The sequence below is a fragment of the Nocardia sp. MH4 genome, from assembly GCF_019266065.1.
Taxonomy (GTDB): domain Bacteria; phylum Actinomycetota; class Actinomycetes; order Mycobacteriales; family Mycobacteriaceae; genus Nocardia; species Nocardia canadensis.
In genome coordinates this window covers 3,085-19,626 of the sequence record NZ_LPNR01000118.1, presented here as the reverse complement: position 1 = coordinate 19,626, position 16,542 = coordinate 3,085, and the positions used below count along the sequence as shown (strand labels likewise).

The 16,542-nt window shown below is 70.2% G+C and carries 13 protein-coding genes and 1 tRNA gene; 8 read left to right on the top strand and 6 right to left on the bottom strand.

Features of this window, described 5'->3' with window-relative positions; translation table 11 throughout:
• Nucleotides 1-89 precede the first annotated feature (89 nt).
• Together ATM97_RS26470 and ATM97_RS26465 are read left to right on the top strand one after the other, a co-directional pair.
• Nucleotides 90-1,613 carry an aldehyde dehydrogenase family protein gene (locus tag ATM97_RS26470; protein ID WP_218720909.1) on the top strand — a complete coding sequence of 508 codons (1,524 nt, stop codon included), beginning with the start codon at nucleotides 90-92 and terminating at the stop codon, nucleotides 1,611-1,613.
• Between the two features lie 52 nt (nucleotides 1,614-1,665).
• Nucleotides 1,666-1,739 (top strand) — tRNA-Met (locus tag ATM97_RS26465).
• Between the two features lie 78 nt (nucleotides 1,740-1,817).
• On the opposite strand, the gene ATM97_RS26460 is transcribed toward ATM97_RS26465, so the two are convergent.
• Nucleotides 1,818-2,453 carry a TetR family transcriptional regulator gene (locus ATM97_RS26460; protein ID WP_218720908.1) on the bottom strand — a complete coding sequence of 212 codons (636 nt, stop codon included), beginning with the start codon at nucleotides 2,451-2,453 and terminating at the stop codon, nucleotides 1,818-1,820.
• Between the two features lie 95 nt (nucleotides 2,454-2,548).
• Between ATM97_RS26460 and ATM97_RS26455 the strand changes: the two genes are divergently transcribed.
• Complete coding sequence (locus ATM97_RS26455) at nucleotides 2,549-3,331, top strand: SDR family NAD(P)-dependent oxidoreductase (protein WP_218720907.1); 783 nt, start codon at nucleotides 2,549-2,551, stop codon at nucleotides 3,329-3,331.
• Nucleotides 3,332-3,386: 55 nt separating this feature from the next.
• Here ATM97_RS26455 and ATM97_RS26450 read toward each other — a convergent pair whose 3' ends face one another.
• From ATM97_RS26450 to ATM97_RS26435, 4 genes are all read right to left on the bottom strand, one after another.
• Nucleotides 3,387-3,926 (bottom strand): histidine phosphatase family protein, encoded by a 540-nt coding sequence (locus tag ATM97_RS26450; RefSeq protein WP_374104906.1) that lies wholly within the window; start codon nucleotides 3,924-3,926, stop codon nucleotides 3,387-3,389.
• Between the two features lie 90 nt (nucleotides 3,927-4,016).
• Nucleotides 4,017-4,322 carry a hypothetical protein gene (locus ATM97_RS26445; RefSeq protein WP_218720905.1) on the bottom strand — a complete coding sequence of 102 codons (306 nt, stop codon included), beginning with the start codon at nucleotides 4,320-4,322 and terminating at the stop codon, nucleotides 4,017-4,019.
• Nucleotides 4,323-5,798: 1,476 nt separating this feature from the next.
• Entirely contained in the window at nucleotides 5,799-6,101 is a 303-nt protein-coding gene (locus ATM97_RS26440) for a WXG100 family type VII secretion target (protein WP_218720904.1), read from the bottom strand.
• A gap of 18 nt (nucleotides 6,102-6,119) precedes the next feature.
• Nucleotides 6,120-6,434: a WXG100 family type VII secretion target gene (locus tag ATM97_RS26435; RefSeq protein WP_218720903.1), complete on the bottom strand. Its 315-nt coding sequence runs from the start codon at nucleotides 6,432-6,434 to the stop codon at nucleotides 6,120-6,122.
• A gap of 147 nt (nucleotides 6,435-6,581) precedes the next feature.
• Between ATM97_RS26435 and ATM97_RS26430 the strand changes: the two genes are divergently transcribed.
• The 4 genes from ATM97_RS26430 to ATM97_RS26415 are packed head-to-tail and all read left to right on the top strand — an operon-like array spanning nucleotide 6,582 to nucleotide 13,813.
• A complete protein-coding gene (locus tag ATM97_RS26430; RefSeq protein ID WP_218720902.1) occupies nucleotides 6,582-11,600 on the top strand; it encodes a DEAD/DEAH box helicase in 5,019 nt (1,672 codons plus the stop codon).
• Nucleotides 11,601-11,604: 4 nt separating this feature from the next.
• Nucleotides 11,605-12,384: a DNA-formamidopyrimidine glycosylase family protein gene (locus ATM97_RS26425; RefSeq protein WP_218720901.1), complete on the top strand. Its 780-nt coding sequence runs from the start codon at nucleotides 11,605-11,607 to the stop codon at nucleotides 12,382-12,384.
• 32 nt (nucleotides 12,385-12,416) lie between these two features.
• Nucleotides 12,417-12,980 (top strand): TetR/AcrR family transcriptional regulator, encoded by a 564-nt coding sequence (locus ATM97_RS26420; RefSeq protein ID WP_218720900.1) that lies wholly within the window; start codon nucleotides 12,417-12,419, stop codon nucleotides 12,978-12,980.
• Nucleotides 12,980-13,813 carry an MBL fold metallo-hydrolase gene (locus tag ATM97_RS26415; RefSeq protein ID WP_218720899.1) on the top strand — a complete coding sequence of 278 codons (834 nt, stop codon included), beginning with the start codon at nucleotides 12,980-12,982 and terminating at the stop codon, nucleotides 13,811-13,813. Before ATM97_RS26420 ends, ATM97_RS26415 begins: the two co-directional genes overlap by 1 nt.
• Nucleotides 13,814-13,816: 3 nt before the next feature.
• Here ATM97_RS26415 and glpD read toward each other — a convergent pair whose 3' ends face one another.
• Nucleotides 13,817-15,601 carry a glycerol-3-phosphate dehydrogenase gene (gene glpD / locus ATM97_RS26410; RefSeq protein WP_255588468.1) on the bottom strand — a complete coding sequence of 595 codons (1,785 nt, stop codon included), beginning with the start codon at nucleotides 15,599-15,601 and terminating at the stop codon, nucleotides 13,817-13,819.
• A gap of 235 nt (nucleotides 15,602-15,836) precedes the next feature.
• On the opposite strand from glpD, the gene ATM97_RS34590 reads away from it, so the two are divergent.
• On the top strand, nucleotides 15,837-16,542 hold a 706-nt coding region (locus ATM97_RS34590; protein ID WP_374104905.1), incomplete at its 3' end, for an FGGY family carbohydrate kinase.

The following is a 16,542-nucleotide window of genomic DNA, read 5'->3' as shown; positions in this document are numbered from 1 at the left end:
GTCGCGCGGGGAAAACTTCTTTCTGTTCCCCCACCGAATTCCACCGAACTTTTCCGTGAGCCGTACCAAACAGCAGAAGGTGAGCAGCGATGACCCACAGCGTGACCGAGCACTTCTCCGAGCAGCTGGCGCTGCGAGCCAGGGCGCTGCTGCACGGACTCGGCGCCGAGCTCCCCGAGTCCGGTGACCTGCTCGCCCGCACCCCCATCTCCGGTGGCGCCCTGCCGCCGGTCACCACCGACACCACCGACGACGTCGACGCCGCGATCGAGCGGGCCGCCACCGCGTTCCTGAGCTGGCGCACCGTGCCCGCGCCGGTGCGCGCAGGGCTGGTGCGCCGGCTGGCCGAGCTGCTGGTCGCCCACCAGGGCGAGCTGGCCGAGCTGGTCACGCTGGAGGCGGGCAAGATCGGCCCCGAGGCCCTGGGCGAAGTGCAGGAGATGATCGACGTCTGCGAGTTCGCGATCGGGCTGTCCCGCCAGCTCTACGGCGCCACGATGCCTTCCGAGCGGCCCGGGCACCGGCTCATGGAGACCTGGCATCCGCTCGGCGTCGTCGGGGTGATCTCGGCGTTCAACTTCCCGGTCGCGGTGTGGGCGTGGAACACCGCGATCGCGCTGGTCTGCGGGGACACCGTGGTGTGGAAGCCCTCGGAGACCACCCCGCTGACCGCACTGGCCTGTCACACCCTGCTGCGCCGCGCCGCCGTCGACGTCGGCGCCGATCCCGCGGCGCACCAGCTGATCCAGGGCGACGCGGCGGTCGGCGAGGCACTGGTCGACGACCCGAGGGTCGCGCTGCTCAGCGCCACCGGTTCGGTGCGGATGGGCGCCGCCGTCGCCCCGCGCGTGGCCGCCCGGTTCGGCCGCTGTCTGCTGGAGCTGGGCGGCAACAACGCCGCGATCGTCGCGCCGAGCGCGGATCTGGAGCTGGCGGTGCGCGGCATCGTCTTCTCCGCGGCGGGCACGGCGGGGCAGCGCTGCACCACGCTGCGCAGGCTGATCGTGCACCGATCCATCGCCGATCAGCTCGTCGAGCGGCTCGTCGCCGCGTATCGCCAACTGCCCGTGGGCAATCCGCTCGACGACGGCGTGCTGGTCGGCCCGCTGATCAACGAGCGCGCCTTCATCTCGATGCAGAAGGCACTGCTGCAGGCCGAGGACACCGGCGGCGAGATCGTTTGCGGCGGTGAGCGAATCGACCTCGTCGGCCCGGACGCCTACTACGTGCGCCCCGCCATCGTGCGCATGCCCGCGCAGACCGAGCTGGTGCGCGAGGAGACCTTCGCGCCGATCCTCTACGTGCTCGTCTACGACGCGATCGACGACGCCATCGCCCTCAACAACGCTGTGCCACAGGGTCTTTCCTCGTCGATCTTCACCCTCGACCAGCGCGAGGCCGAGCGGTTCCTCGCCGGATCGGACTGCGGCATCGCCAATGTCAACATCGGCACCTCGGGCGCGGAGATCGGCGGCGCGTTCGGCGGCGAGAAGAACACCGGCGGCGGTCGCGAATCCGGCTCCGACTCGTGGAAGGCCTACATGCGCAGGGCCACCAACACCATCAACTACTCCGCCGAGCTGCCGCTGGCCCAGGGCATACATTTCGGCTGATCAGGAACCGATTTCGTCTTCCGTGCCGCGCCGTGTACAGTGGTATTTACGACGCGGGATGGAGCAGCTCGGTAGCTCGCTGGGCTCATAACCCAGAGGTCGCAGGTTCAAATCCTGTTCCCGCTACTAGACGAAAGCCCTGGAGTTTCGACTCCGGGGCTTTCGTCGTTTTCCGGCACCGATTCGACGGCCCCGCGATCCCGGCTACAGGAGTGTGTGCGCGGCGAGGCGGGCCAGGCAGGCGTCGACGACAACGGCGGCCGAGTCGGATTCCGCTTCGGCGGCCCATCTTTCGGTACCCAGCCGCACCGCCGCGTTGGCCATGGCGGCGGCGAGCGCGACATCCAGGTCGTCGGGCGAGCGGCCGGTGCGCGCCGCGATGATGGGAATCAGGCTGAGTTCGCAATCCTGCTGGACACGCAGCCAGGTCGCCCGCAGGGCGGGCAGTTCGGTGACAGCGCGAAGCAGGGGATGCAGGAGCTCGCCGGCGATGCCGCCGTCGGCCAGGGTGGCGGCGGTCGCGGTGCGGTAGGAGCGACTCAGCGCCTCGCGCAGCGGGAGCTCCGGCGGACAAGCGGCGAGTTCGTCCGCCCAGGCCTGGGTGCCGATGGCCAGCAGTGGGGCGACGACGTCTTCCTTGCCTGCGAAGTACCGATAGAAGGTCCGCAACCCCATCCCCGCGGACGCGGCGATGTCCTCGACAGTCGTCGCGGAATACCCGTTTTCGGCAAAGAGCCGAGCGGCGACCATGGCCACCTCCTTGCGGGTGGCCGCACGGCGGATCTCGCTGAGCGCCGGCCGCCCAGGGCTGGGCGCCGCGCGCTTCGGTTGCCTGGTCACGGCCGCACTATACCCACCTCGCCAAGATTCTCTGCACGTCCTGCCATTTATGGCATATCGTGTCAGAAACACTCTCAACGACGAGGAAGAATCACATGAACCGTCTCGAACAGCGCCGCATCCTGGTCACCGGAGCCGGATCCGGCATCGGCCAGGCCACCGCCCTCCGCCTGCTGTCCGAAGGCGCGGTCGTCGTCGGCGCCGACGTCAACGCCGAAGGCCTGCGGGCGACCCGGGCCCGCGCCGCCGAGGCGGGCACCGATGCGCGGTTCACCACGCTGGAGATGAACATCGGCGACGAGTCCGACGTCATCGCCGGGGTCCGCAGCGCCGTGGCGTCACTCGGCGGCCTGGACGCCCTCGTCAACGCCGCGGGCATTCTGCGCGCCGCCCATACCCACGAGACGTCCCTGGATCTCTGGAACCAGATCATCAACGTCAACCTCACCGGCACGTTCCTGGTGATCCGCGAGGCCCTGCCCGCCCTGCTCGCCAACCCCAGCAGCACGATCGTGAACTTCAGCTCCACGTCGGCGACCTTCGCCCATCCGTACATGGCCGCCTATTCCGCCAGCAAGGGCGGCATCCAATCGCTCACCCATGTGCTGGCCCTCGAGTACGCCAAGCAGGGCCTGCGCGCGGTCAGCGTCGCCCCCGGCGGCATCAAGTCCGGCCTCACCGACGCCACCCCCGGCTACCTGCCCCAGGATTCCGACTGGTCGCTGTTCAGCCGCCTGGTCGCCGTTGTCCCGCAGGACAACCCGGCGGAGCTGGCCGGTCCCGAGAATGTCGCCGGCGTCATCGCCATGCTCGTCTCCGACGACGGCCGTTTCATCAGCGGTACCGAAATCCGCATCGACGGCGCCGCCCACACCTGACCACGGCCACCGACGACCCCCGGAATCGACCGCGAGTCCGGGGGGTTCGTCGCTGCTAGGAACCGCCCAGGCGCAGCGTCCAGTTGCCGCGGTAGTGCAGCCGGGTCACGCTCGCGGGCGGAACATCCATGCGCCAGAACGATTTCGGCGGCGAGTCGAGCACTACCAGCAGCACCGCTCTGACCACCGCCGGATGGGTCACCGCCACCGTGTCGCGCCCCGCCGAGGCGATCTCGGCCAGCCAGAACCGCACCCGGTCGACCAGGTCGGTCACCGACTCGCCGCCGTGCCCGCGGAATTCGGGATCGGTGAGCCAGGCGAACAGCTGATCCTGGGCCAGCGAGCTCATCTCGGTCCCACGCCACGACCCCGCGTCGAGATCCCGCAATCGCGCGTCCAGTTCCCCGACCACCCCGAGCGTCTCGGCCGTCTCCCGAGCCCGCCGTTCCGGCCCGGTCCGCACCTGCGCACCCTCGGGCACCGAGTACGCCCGCAGCGCACCCCGCCCCGACTCGTCGAGTGGTTCGTCGACAGGAAATCGCGCCTTCCGTACCGCCTCGGTCAGGCCGTGACCGACGAGGTCGACTCTGAGCACCGTTTGCACGAGAGCCCAGCGTAGCGTCGGCTCACTCGGCAGTGTGACGCAGGTCATCGGCCAACTTCCGGAGCCGGTCCGCAGCAGGGTCTATCCGTCGTAGTCGATCCTTCGGCCGTCGTCGTCGTAGGCCGGTCGACCTTCCTTGTCGAGCCACGCACCGGTGCTGGGATGACGTGTCCAGCCCTCGAACTCGGTGCCGCCCAGATCATCGGAGAACCGGCCGCCGAACCCGGGGCTGGTGCCCGCGGGCGCCGGACCGAGCAGTCGCCGCTGCTCCTCGAACTCGGCGAACATGCGCTCGCTGCGCGCGATGTCCTCCGCGGACGGTCGCAACCCCAGTCGCTCGGCTTCCTCCGCCGAATAGAAGATCTTGCCGCCGAACTTCTCGGGCATCGGGGTCCTCCTACATTTCCGTCATCTTGATGAGTATCCGGCCGGTCGCCGGGTCGACCGTCTTGCTGTGGACGAAGAAGTTGGTCCCGGACGCGAACAGCACCTCGTCGGGCGTCCCGTACTCGCTGTAGTCGCGGCCGGTCTTGCTGACGATCTGGAACTCGACCTCCGAGTTCTGCACGGTGAGTTCGTTGACGCCCTTCGGATTGGTACTGGCCGAAGTGAATCCCAGCTCGGTGACGGGCTGGTCCTGTTGGTACCGGGCAAGCTGTTCGGGGGTCAGGTTGGTATGCCGGCTGACCAGGCCCTCGTGGGCGGGCATCTTTCCGAGCGCCTCGTTGAGCGCGTCGATCTGGCGCTGCTGGTCGGCGGTCGGTGTTTCCCCGGAGCGCAGGATATCGGTCAGCGATCGGCCCCGAAGGTCACTCGGGCCCTGGAGCAGTGCGCGGCGATCATCGTCGCTCAGGCTTGCCGCCTTCGGTGTCGTGACCCCGTCACCCTTGCCTCGCAACCGTTCGAAGAGTTCGGTGATCTCCTGTTTGGCCTTCGACATGGCGGCCGCGGCATCGTCGGCCAGACCTTTCAGCTGCAACGCTTTGCGGGCTCGCCATGCCGTCACCGCGGCTTTGATCGTCACCGACCATCGACGAGCCGACTCCACCGCCTTGGCGCCGGCGATCAGGCCGCCGACGCCGGTCAGGCAGGTGGCGATCACCGTGACGGCAGCGTCGATGGCGGCGTCGGTGATGATCGCCTCGATGAACCCCTTGATCTCCTCGCGAAGTTCCTGGATCGCGCCTCGGTAGTCGAGACACGACGTACTGATCTGCGTGCACGTGGTGAGCAACGCCCCGATCGATTTCTCGATCTTCTTCAGGTCTTCCCGGACCTGCATCGCGTCGGTGGAGGTGACCCCGTCGAACAGCCCGGCGGCGATCGTGATCTTGTCCTTGGCGTTCGTGTTCTGGTAGATCGTGCCGAGCCGGTCCCACGCCTCCGCCGCTTTGGTGAGCGTGTCGGTATTACCGTCCGGAAGTGGACAGTTGATCGCATCGAGAACGTCGATGGCCGTCTGCGCCAGACCCTGCGGTGTCCCGCCCGCCGCCGACGCGGGCAGCGCGTAGGGCCCGAACGTGGCGGTCGACGCCGAATCTGCGGGCCTCGTCGGTTGTTCTGTGCCCTTGATCGCGGCGTCGGACTTCGCGTGTTCGAAACCGATGTCGTTGAGCGCCGTGCCGTAGGCACGCAAGGTCGAATACGTCTGCCCGTAGAACGCGACGGCATCCCGCGCGGACTGGTCGTAGGACGCCGCCCACGCTCGGCCGTCTTCGTCGCGGCCCGCCATCATCCCGTAGCCGTTGAGCTCACCGAAAACGTAGGTGAAGCTGTCGAACAGAGACGCGGCGGCATCGAAGCAATTGGTGGCAGCCTGGTAGTAGACCTTGGGATCGACGTCGAGCTTGGTGACCGTCGGCGTCATACGCCCAGGATCTTCAACGTCGCCGACGCCGCGTCGGTATAGCTCTGGTGTGCGGTCTTCGCCGCCGCTTCCAACGCCGCCAGGCCCTCCTGCATATCGGTGACCCCGGCCCGCCACTCCGTATGCGCCTCGCTGTAGGCCGTGGCCGCCGCACCGGACCACACGCCCTCGACCTCCTTGGCCTTGGCATCGAGCGCGGTCAGCACATCGGCGACAGCGGACATGTACCCACGCATCCGCGCGGTCAACTGTTCGAGCTGGTCGAGATCGACCGAGAACGCGGGAGGTTCAGTCGTCATCAGAGGTCGGCTCCGCACTCACAGATTCAGCGTGTAGGTCGCCGCGGCATTGGACTCGTCGACCTGCGCGAGGGTTTCCGCGGTGATCCCCAGCTTCTCGGCCAGTTCGAACAACGCGTCCCACACCTGATCGGCACCGAGATGGAACTCCTCCCACCCCGCGGTGAACACACCGGCGTTGTTCCCGGTCCAGGTCTCGATCGTGGCCCGCAAATCGGTCACCAACGAGGCGTACCCGGCCTGGCATTCCTGCGCCACCTGATAGGCCACCCGCCCCAGCGCTCTGACTTCTTCGGGCTCGACCGAAACCGTCGAAGGATCGCCCCCAGCCATCGAATCCTCCGTCGAATGTCCCCGGTGACGGGTTCCGGTCACCCGTCCATCCCCGGGGAACGGTAATCCCGTCGGCTACAGACGGCAAACGTGACCGCGCTGCTAGCGTCCAGGGGCTTGTCGGTGGGGCGGTGCACACTGAACGCTATGGATCGGTTCTCGCCCGCTACCGCGCAGTGGTTCGACGGGGCCTTCGCCGGGCCCACGTCGGCCCAGCTCGGGGCGTGGCAGGCGATCGCCGACGGGGAGCACACGCTGGTCGTCGCGCCCACCGGGTCGGGGAAGACGCTGTCCGCGTTCCTGTGGGCCATCGATCGGCTGGCGACCCGGCCCGCACCGGAACCGGGGACGCCGCGCGGGACGTCGGTGCTGTACGTCTCGCCGCTCAAGGCGCTGGCGGTGGATGTCGAGCGGAATCTGCGGGCGCCACTGGTGGGGGTCACGCAGACCGCGAAGCGACTGGGGCTGGACCCGCCGGAGATCTCGGTGGGGGTGCGCTCCGGCGACACCACGCCTGCGCAGCGGCGGGCGATGCAGCGGACGCCGCCCGACATCCTCATCACCACGCCGGAGTCGCTGTTCCTGCTGCTCACCTCGGCGGCCAGGGAGAGCCTGGCCCAGGTCGGCACGGTGATCGTCGACGAGGTGCACGCCATCGCGGGCACCAAGCGCGGCGCGCACCTGGCCCTGTCGCTGGCCCGGCTGGATCAGCTGACCGAGCGGCCGGCCCAGCGGATCGGCCTGTCGGCGACGGTGCGCCCGCCCGAGGAGGTCGGCCGATTCCTGGTGGGCTCGGCGCCGATCACCATCGTGCGCCCGCCCGCGCCGAAGACCTTCGACCTGTCGGTGCGCGTCCCGGTGGCCGACATGACCGATCCGGGCGATTCCGAGCAGCCGGGGTCGATCTGGCCGCACGTCGACGAGGCCATTGTCGACCTGGTGCTCGAGCACCGGTCCTCGATCGTGTTCGCGAACTCGCGCAGGCTCGCCGAACGGCTGACCGCGCGGCTCAACGAGGCCTACGCGGCCCGGCTGGGCGAGCCGGTGGACACCGAGCACGCGCCACCCGCCCAGCTCGGCCCGTCCACCGAGGTGATCCACGGCGCCGACCAGCTGCTGGCCAGGGCCCACCACGGCTCGGTCAGCAAGGAGCAGCGCGCGCTCATCGAGGACGACCTCAAGAGCGGCCGACTGCGCTGCGTGGTGGCCACCAGCAGCCTCGAGCTCGGCATCGACATGGGCGCGGTCGATCTGGTGGTGCAGGTGGAGGCGCCGCCGTCGGTGGCCAGCGGGCTGCAGCGAGTGGGCCGCGCCGGGCACCAGGTCGGCGAGGTCTCGCGCGGCGTGCTGTTCCCGAAGCACCGCACCGATGTCATCCACTGCACCGTCGCGGCCCAGCGGATGCTGGCCGGTGAGATCGAGATGCTGCAGATCCCCGCGCATCCACTCGATATCCTGGCCCAGCAGACGGTGGCCGCCTGCGCGCTCGAACCGATCGATGTCGACGGCTGGTTCGATATCGTCCGCGCCACCGGCAGTTACGCGAACCTGCCCCGCTCGGCCTACGAATCCGTGCTCGACCTGCTGGCGGGCCGCTACCCGTCCGACGAGTTCGCCGAACTGCGACCGCGCGTGGTCTGGGACCGCGACGCGGGCACCCTCACCGGCCGTCCCGGCGCGCAACGCCTCGCCGTCACCTCCGGCGGCGCCATCCCCGATCGCGGCATGTTCGCGGTGTTCATGGTGGGCGAGAAGGCTTCCCGGGTGGGCGAACTCGACGAGGAGATGGTCTACGAGTCGCGCGTGGGCGACGTCTTCGCGCTCGGCGCGACCAGCTGGCGGATCGAGGAGATCACCTTCGACCGGGTGCTGGTCTCGCCCGCCTTCGGACTGCCCGGCCGGCTGCCGTTCTGGCACGGCGACAGTTTGGGTCGTCCGGCCGAATTGGGCACCGCCCTGGGCGAATTCGTGCGGACGGCGGGTCAGGTGTCGGCCGACGACCTGTCCCGGATCGTCGCGGACATGGGCATCCGGCCGCCCGGATCTGCTGCGTCACAGGACAATTCGATGTCGTCCTCCGCGCTCGCCGAGCCCGCGGCGAACGGCGGCGTGCAGAAGTCCGCCCGCGCGCGTTCGACGAAGCGCGCGCAGACCCCCGACGCCGCCTCCGCCCGGCTGGAACAGCTGGTCCGCACCGCGGGCCTGGACCAGAACGCGACGGCGAACATGGTCGGCCTGCTCGAGGAGCAGCGCGCCGCCACCGGCCAGCTCCCCACCGACCGCACCCTGATCGTGGAGCGCTTCCGCGACGAGCTCGGGGACTGGCGACTGGTCTTGCACTCCCCCTACGGCACCCCGGTGCACGCACCGTGGGCACTGGCCGTCGGGGCCCGGCTCCAGGAACGCTTCGGCATCGACGCGGCGCCGACCGCGTCCGACGACGGCATCGTGGTGCGCCTGCCCGACACCACCGACGACCCGCCCGGCGCCGAACTGTTCGCCTTCGAACCTGACGAGATCGACGACATCGTCACCGAGCAAGTCGGCGGCTCCGCGCTGTTCGCCTCCCGCTTCCGCGAGTGCGCGGCCAGGGCGCTGCTGCTGCCGCGCCGCGACCCGGGCAAGCGCGCACCGCTGTGGCAGCAGCGGCAGCGCTCGGCCCAATTGCTGGATGTGGCACGCAAATTCCCGGATTTCCCGATCCTGCTGGAAACCGTGCGCGAATGCCTGCGCGATGTCTACGACCTGCCGTCCCTGCGCGAGCTGCTGACCAAGCTCGCCCGCCGCGAGGTGCGGCTGATCGATGTCGAGACCGCCAGCCCGTCCCCGTTCGCCAACGCCCTGCTGTTCTCCTACATCGGCCAGTTCCTCTACGACGGCGACAGCCCGCTCGCCGAGCGCCGCGCCGCCGCCCTGGCACTGGACTCGAGCCTGCTGGCCGAACTCCTCGGCCGCGTCGAACTGCGCGAACTGCTCGACCCCGCCGTCATCACCCTCACCGAACGCGAACTCCAGCGGCTCACCCCCGAACGCTGGGCCCGGGACGCCGAGGGCCTGGCCGACCTGCTGCGCCTGCTCGGCCCGCTCACCCCCGCCGAAGCCGCCGCCCGCTGCGTGCGGCGCGGTGACACACCAGCTTCCGCGCTCGAAAGCCCGTCCGTCGAGGCAGGCCGGCCCGATGCGGCCGCGGACCTCGCCTTGCCGATCGCCGAGGCCGCTGACTCGGCCGCCGCGCACACCGACGTGCTCGCCGACTCCGACGCGCCGACCTGGTTCGCGGAACTCCGGCACGCCCATCGCGCGCTGGAGGTTTCCTTCGCGGGCCGCACCTGGTGGGTGGCGATCGAGGACGCCGCCCGCCTGCGTGACGCGCTCGGGGTGCCGCTGCCGATCGGGGTGCCCGCCGCGTTCATCGAACCCGTCCCGGACCCGCTCGGCGACCTGGTCGGCCGCTACGCCCGCACCCACGCACCGTTCAGCACCGCCGATGTCGCGGCGCGCTTCGGCCTCGGCTCGGCGGTCGCGGCCACCGCGCTGCATCGGTTGCTGGCCGAGAAACGGGTGGTGGAGGGCGAATTCACACCCGCGACGGCAGGCACCGAATGGTGCGACGCGCAGGTGCTGCGCCGGTTGCGCCGCCGCTCGCTGGCTGCCGCACGGCACGAAGTCGAGCCGGTGTCGACCACCGCGCTCGGCCGCTTCCTCCCTGCCTGGCAGCACGTCGGTTCCGGTGAGCTGCGCGGAATCGACGGGGTCGCCACGGTGGTGGAACAGCTCGCGGGCGTGCCGATTCCGGCGTCGGCCTGGGAATCGCTGATTCTGCCGATGCGCGTGCGCGACTACTCCCCCGCCATGCTGGACGAGTTGATGGCCAGCGGGGAGGTGATCTGGTCCGGGCACGGCGCGATCACCGCCCGCGACGGCTGGATCGCGCTGCACCTGGCCGACCAGGCCCCGTTCACCCTGCCGCCGCCCGACGACATCGATCCCACCGACCTCCAGCTCGGCCTCCTGGCGGCGTTGGGCGCACCGCTGGAGCCGTGGCCACCGCGCGCCGCGCAACCACCCACGGTCGACCTGAACGCACCGGCGGCCTCCGGGCCCGCCGGATCCGGTGCCGGGCCGACCGATCCGCCCACCGCCCACCTCACCACCCATGGCGACCGCACGCCCCGCGCGGACGCAGGCGATCCGGCCGCCGTGCCCGCGAGCCCGGACTCCCCGCGCCGCCTACCGCCCACCCTGCACGGCGGCGGCGCCTACTTCTTCCGCCAGCTCTCCGACGCCACCGGCCTGCTCGACGACAAGGCCGTCGGCGAGGCGCTGTGGCAGCTGGTGTGGGCCGGTTACGTCTCCGGCGACACCTTCGCCCCCGTGCGCGCTCTGCTCTCCGGCACCGCGCGCAGCACCACCGCCCATCGCACCCCGCGCCGGGCTCCCCGCGGCCGCGCCTACCTGCCGCGCCCGGCGATGCCGACCCGCAGCGGTCCGCCGACCCTGGCCGGGCGCTGGTCGATCCTGCCGGAACGGGTGCAGGACAACACCTTGCGCGCCCACGCCACCGCCGATCAACTCCTCGAACGCTACGGCGTGCTGACCCGGGGGTCGGTCCAGAACGAGGGCGTGCCCGGCGGTTTCGCGCTGATGTATCGAGTGCTCACCGAGTTCGAGGACCGCGGTCGTTGCCGCCGTGGCTATTTCGTCGACACGCTCGGCGGCGCGCAGTTCTCCACCACCGACACCGTCGACCGGCTGCGCTCCTTCGACACCGACCGCACCGCCACCCAGCCCGGCGTCGCGGTGGCCCTGGCCTCCTGCGATCCGGCCAACCCGTACGGCGCCGCGCTGCCGTGGCCGAAGGGCGACGCCGAGGGCGGCCACCGGCCCGGCCGCAAGGCGGGCGCCCTGGTGGTGCTGGTCGGCGGCGAGCTGGTGCTGTACGTGGAGCGCGGCGGCAAGACCCTGCTCAGCTTCACCGAGGACCCCGGACTGCGGCGGCTGGCCGCGACCGCGCTGGCCGGGCTGGTGCACGATCGCCGGGTCGACGGCCTGGTGATCGACAAGATCAACGGAGAGACCGTGCACGGCAACACCTTCGCCGATGTCCTGGTCGAGTCCGGGTTCTCGATGACCCCGCGCGGCCTGCGGCTGCGCAGGCAGGTGTAGCCGGATGCCCGAGGGCGATACCGTCTTCCGCGCCGCCGAGCGCCTGCGGACCGCGCTGGCCGGGCGCACCCTCACCCGCAGCGACTTCCGGGTGCCCCGATACGCGACGGTCGACCTGGTCGGCGACCTGGTCACCGAGGTCGGCAGCTACGGCAAGCACCTGTTCATCCGCACCGACCGCGTGAGCATCCACACCCATCTGAAGATGGAGGGTGTCTGGCGGATCTTCCACCACGGCCAGCGCTGGACGAAACCGCCGGTCACCGCCCGGCTGGTGCTGGCCAACGACGAGTTCGAGGCGGTCGGCTTCGAACTCGGCAAGGTACAGGTGCTGCCGCGGGCCGAGGAACACACCGTCATCGATCACCTAGGTCCCGACCTGCTCGGCCCGAACTGGGACGCCGCCGAGGCCCTGCGCAGGATCAGCGAGTATCCCCGCCGCCCCATCGGCCTGGCCCTGCTCGATCAGCGCAACCTGGCGGGCATCGGCAACATCTACCGCAGCGAGATCTGCTTCCTGCGCCGCGTTCACCCCGCGACCCCGGTCGGTGACATCGGCGACCTGCCCGCCCTGGTCGACGAGTCCCACCGCGTGCTCGGCAAGGCCGCGCACCAGCCGCCCTGGCGCGCGATGGCCTACGGACGCACCCGCCGCCCCTGCCCGCGCTGCGGCACCGCGATCGTTTCGCGGCTGCTCGGCGAGGACGACCCCGCCGATCGCATCACCCGGCGTGAACGCGGCATCTACTTCTGTCCTCGCTGCCAACCCGAACCAACTAACTAGACCGGTCGTCATACTCGAGCTACGCTGAGCCGGTGACCCCACGCACGGACTCCCGGCAGCGTTTCCTCGACGCCGCCGCCGACCTGTTCCACACCCAGGGCTACCACGCCACCGGTGTCAATCAGCTGGTCAGCGCGGGCGGCGCGCCCAAGGGCTCGTTCTACTTCCACTTCCCCGGCGGCAAGGAACAGCTCGCCGCCGAGGCCATCGCCCAGTCGTCCGACACGCTGCGGACGCTGCTCACCGACGCGCTCGCGGCCGGCGATATCGACGGCGTCTTCGCCGCCCTCGCCACGATGCTGACCGACTCGGACTTCCAGCGCGGTTGCCCGATCGCCACCATCGCCCTCGACGCGGGCGTCGACAGCGAACCGATCCGCGAAGCCTGCGTCACCGGCTTCGACTCCTGGCGCACCGCCATCGACGAGTTCCTGCGCGCCAAGGGAATTCCCGACGACCGCGCCGACCAGCTGTCCACGGTGGCCCTGGCCATGCTCGAAGGCGCACTCCTGCTCGCCCGCACCCGACGTGACCTCACCCCTCTGCGCGCGGTGGCCGACCACCTGCGCGCCACCCTCGAACAGGAGCTCTCCTGATGCGTCTGCACCACCTCGACGGCGGCACCATGCGTCCTTTCGGCGGCCGTCTGCTCGACGGCGTCGGCGGCCTCGCCCGCCGAGCCGAAATGGTCTGCCACTGCGTCCTCGTCGAACTCGACGACCGGCTGGTACTGATCGAGACCGGCATCGGCGAAGGCGCGGTGCGCCGTCCCGACGCCTGGCTCGGCCGCCGCTTCATCCGGCTGACCCGTCCCGTCCTCGAGCTCGAGGGCACCATCGCGCGCCGGATCGAGGCATTGGGCTTCCGCCGCGAGGACGTCACCGACATCGTGCTCACCCACCTCGATCTCGACCACGCGGGCGGTCTCGCCGAATTCCCCCAGGCCACCGTGCACGTCTACGGCGAGGAACTGCGCGCGCTCGAGGGCCATTTCGGTCCGCGCGAGAAATTCCGTTATCGCACGGCGCAATTCGAGCACAAGCCGCGCTGGGCGAGCTACGACGAACTCGGTGAGCCGTGGTTCGGCTTCGGCGCGGTGCGCCAATTGCGCGGCCTGCCGGCCGAACTGCTCATCATCCCGCTGGCCGGGCACACCCGCGGCCACGCGGGCATCGCGATCGACACCGGCGTCGGCTGGAAGTTCGCGGTCGGTGACGCGTACTTCCATCCCGGTCAGCTCGATCTCGAGCACCCGCACCAGCCACCCGGCGCCGCGCTGTTCGAGCGCCTGGTGCAGACCGTCGGGTCCGACCGGATCGACAATCAGGAGCGGCTGCGCGAACTGCTGCGTGGGCACGGCGACGACGTCGAGGTGTTCTGCGCGCACAACGCGGTCGAACTGCGCGCGTTGCAGAAGGCCACCGTCTAGCGGTCACCGCTCCTGCGGTACCGGCTCGAGCAGCTGCGGGCGCGGTTCCGGCGCCGCCGCCCGCAGCGCGTCGGCGGAGATGTCGTCGGGCTGGGTCTGTGATTCGATCTCGGCCCGCACCCGCGCCTGATACATGGTCACCTCGCGGTCGATATCGTCGGCGTCCCAGCCCACTACGGGCGCGACCAGGTGCGCGACCTGCTCGGCGCAGTGCGCGCCGCGATCGGCGTACTCGATCGAGATGCGGGTGCGACGGGCCAGGATGTCGTCGAGATGCAGCGCGCCCTCGGCGGCGGCCGCGTACACCGCCTCGACCTGGAGGTAGGCGGGCGCGTCGGTGATCGGTTGCAGCAGTTCGGGTCTGCCCGCCGCCAGGGACAGCACCTCGTCGACCACCGAGCCGTAACGGTCGAGCAGGTGCGTCATCCGGTACGGGTGCACGCCGTAGTGCTCGGCCAGCTGCACGGTCTGGTTCACCAATGCGAAGTAGCCGTCGGCCCCGATCAGCGCGACCTTCTCGGTGATCGACGGCGACACCCGGGCCGGAATGTCTTGCGCCGCTTCGTCCATCGCGTCGGCGGCCATCACCCGGTAGGTGGTGTACTTGCCGCCGGCGATGCTCACCAGGCCGGGCGCGACGCGGGCCACCGCGTGTTCGCGCGACAGTTTGGAGGTCTCGTCGCTCTCCCCGGCCAGCAGCGGCCGCAGGCCCGCGTAGACGCCGTCGATGTCGGCGTGGGTGAGCGGGGTCACCAGCACCTCGTTCACCCGGTCGAGCAGATAGTCGATATCGGCCTTGGTGGCGGCGGGGTGGGCGAGGTCGAGTTTCCAGTCGGTGTCGGTGGTGCCGACGATCCAGTGCGCGCCCCACGGGATGACGAACAGCACCGAGGTGGTGGTGCGCAGGATGATCGCGGCGTCGCTGACGATGCGGTCGCGCGGCACCACGATGTGCACGCCCTTGGACGCGCGCACATGGAATCGGCCGCGTTGCCGCGACAGGCCCTGCACCTCGTCGGTCCACACGCCGGTCGCGTTGATCACCACGTTCGCGCGCGCCTCCCCGGTGCGCCCGTCCTCGGTGTCGCGCAGCTTCACCCCGACGACCCGGTCGGCCTCCCGCAGGAATCCGACGACCTGGGTGGAGGTGCGGATGACCGCGCCGTAGTGGGCGGCGGTGCGGGCCACGGTCATGGTGTGCCTGGCATCGTCGACGACGGTGTCGTAGTAGGTGACACCGCCGATCAGCGCGTCCCGGCGCAATCCCGGAGCCAGCCGCATCGCGCCGTGCCTGGTCAGGTGACGCTGTCCCGGAACCGATTTGGCGCCGCCCATGGTGTCGTAGAGGGTCAGGCCCGCGGCCACGTACGGCCGCTCCCACACCCGGCGGGTCAGCGGGTACAGGAACCGCAGCGGCTTCACCAGATGCGGCGCCAGGGTCGACAGCGCCAGCTCGCGTTCCTTCAGCGCCTCCCGGACCAGACCGAACTCGAGCTGTTCGAGATAGCGCAGGCCGCCGTGGAACATCTTCGACGACCGGCTCGACGTCCCCGAGGCCAGATCGCGGGCCTCGACGAGCGCGACCGACAGGCCACGGGTCGCGGCGTCGAGCGCGATACCGGCGCCGACCACGCCGCCGCCGACGACCAGCACGTCGAACTGGTCCTTGCCGAGTCGTTCCCAGGCGGCGCGACGCTGGTCGGGGCCGAGCTGACCGGGTCCGAGCCGCTGACCGCCCGCGACCAGTTCGCCCGGGCGCAGGAACGGAAACTCCGGTGTCTGCGACATGCTCGACTCCTCGCCGCCGACCGAGGACGGTCGGAATCTCCCGACAGTGGGTCGACGCCGTGCACGGTCCCGGCGCCGCTGCGTACAGGCTAAACGTAGTGCCTTCGCGGCGCGCGGGACGTTCACCGCGGGGGTGTGGCAGCGAATTCGGCGCGGAAAACAGCCGGGAGCGCGCGGCGGTGTCTTCGCGACGAAGCGGCAGCGTCGCCGGTCCGAGGTTCGGTAGCCTGCATCAATGCGTCGCTATGTGGCCGCCATCGATCAGGGCACGACTTCGAGTCGCTGCATCGTCTTCGACCGGCAGGGTCGGATCGTCGGGACCGCGCAGCGGGAGCATCGCCAGATCTTCCCGAAGCCGGGGTGGGTCGAACACGATCCGGCGGAGGTGTGGCGCAATACCGAATGGGTGCTCGGCGCGGCGCTGGGCAACGCCGGCTGCTCGGCCGGTGACCTGGCCGCCATCGGCATCACCAACCAGCGCGAGACCACCGTCGTCTGGGATCGCGCCACCGGCGCACCGGTCTACAACGCCATCGTCTGGCAGGACACCCGCACCGATCAGCTGTGCGCCGAACTCGCCGGTGATCAGGGCCCGCAGCGCTACGCCGAACGCACCGGCCTGCCGCTGTCGACCTATTTCGCCGGTCCGAAGCTGCGCTGGATCCTCGACAACGTCGCCGGTGTCCGCGCCCGCGCCGAGGCCGGTGATCTCTGTTTCGGCACCATGGACAGCTGGGTGCTGTGGAAGCTGACCGGCGAGCACCTCACCGACGTCACCAATGCCTCGCGCACCATGCTGATGGATCTGCGTACGCTGCAATGGGATTCGGCGATCTGCGCCGAGTTCGACATCCCGATGTCGCTGCTGCCGCGGATCCGCAGCTCTTCGGAGGTCTACGCCGAGATCACCGCGGGACCGTTCGCCGGGGCGCCCGTGGCAG

Bases quoted from the DNA above. Each gene is read 5' to 3' on its own strand.
- ATM97_RS26470 (WP_218720909.1), top strand. From the start codon at position 90: ATGACCCACAGCGTGACCGAGCACTTCTCCGAGCAGCTGGCGCTGCGA.
- ATM97_RS26455 (WP_218720907.1), top strand. From the start codon at position 2,549: ATGAACCGTCTCGAACAGCGCCGCATCCTGGTCACCGGAGCCGGATCC.
- ATM97_RS26445 (WP_218720905.1), bottom strand. From the start codon at position 4,322: ATGCCCGAGAAGTTCGGCGGCAAGATCTTCTATTCGGCGGAGGAAGCC.
- ATM97_RS26440 (WP_218720904.1), bottom strand. From the start codon at position 6,101: ATGACGACTGAACCTCCCGCGTTCTCGGTCGATCTCGACCAGCTCGAA.
- ATM97_RS26435 (WP_218720903.1), bottom strand. From the start codon at position 6,434: ATGGCTGGGGGCGATCCTTCGACGGTTTCGGTCGAGCCCGAAGAAGTC.
- ATM97_RS26430 (WP_218720902.1), top strand. From the start codon at position 6,582: ATGGATCGGTTCTCGCCCGCTACCGCGCAGTGGTTCGACGGGGCCTTC.
- ATM97_RS26425 (WP_218720901.1), top strand. From the start codon at position 11,605: ATGCCCGAGGGCGATACCGTCTTCCGCGCCGCCGAGCGCCTGCGGACC.
- ATM97_RS26415 (WP_218720899.1), top strand. From the start codon at position 12,980: ATGCGTCTGCACCACCTCGACGGCGGCACCATGCGTCCTTTCGGCGGC.
- glpD (WP_255588468.1), bottom strand. From the start codon at position 15,601: ATGTCGCAGACACCGGAGTTTCCGTTCCTGCGCCCGGGCGAACTGGTC.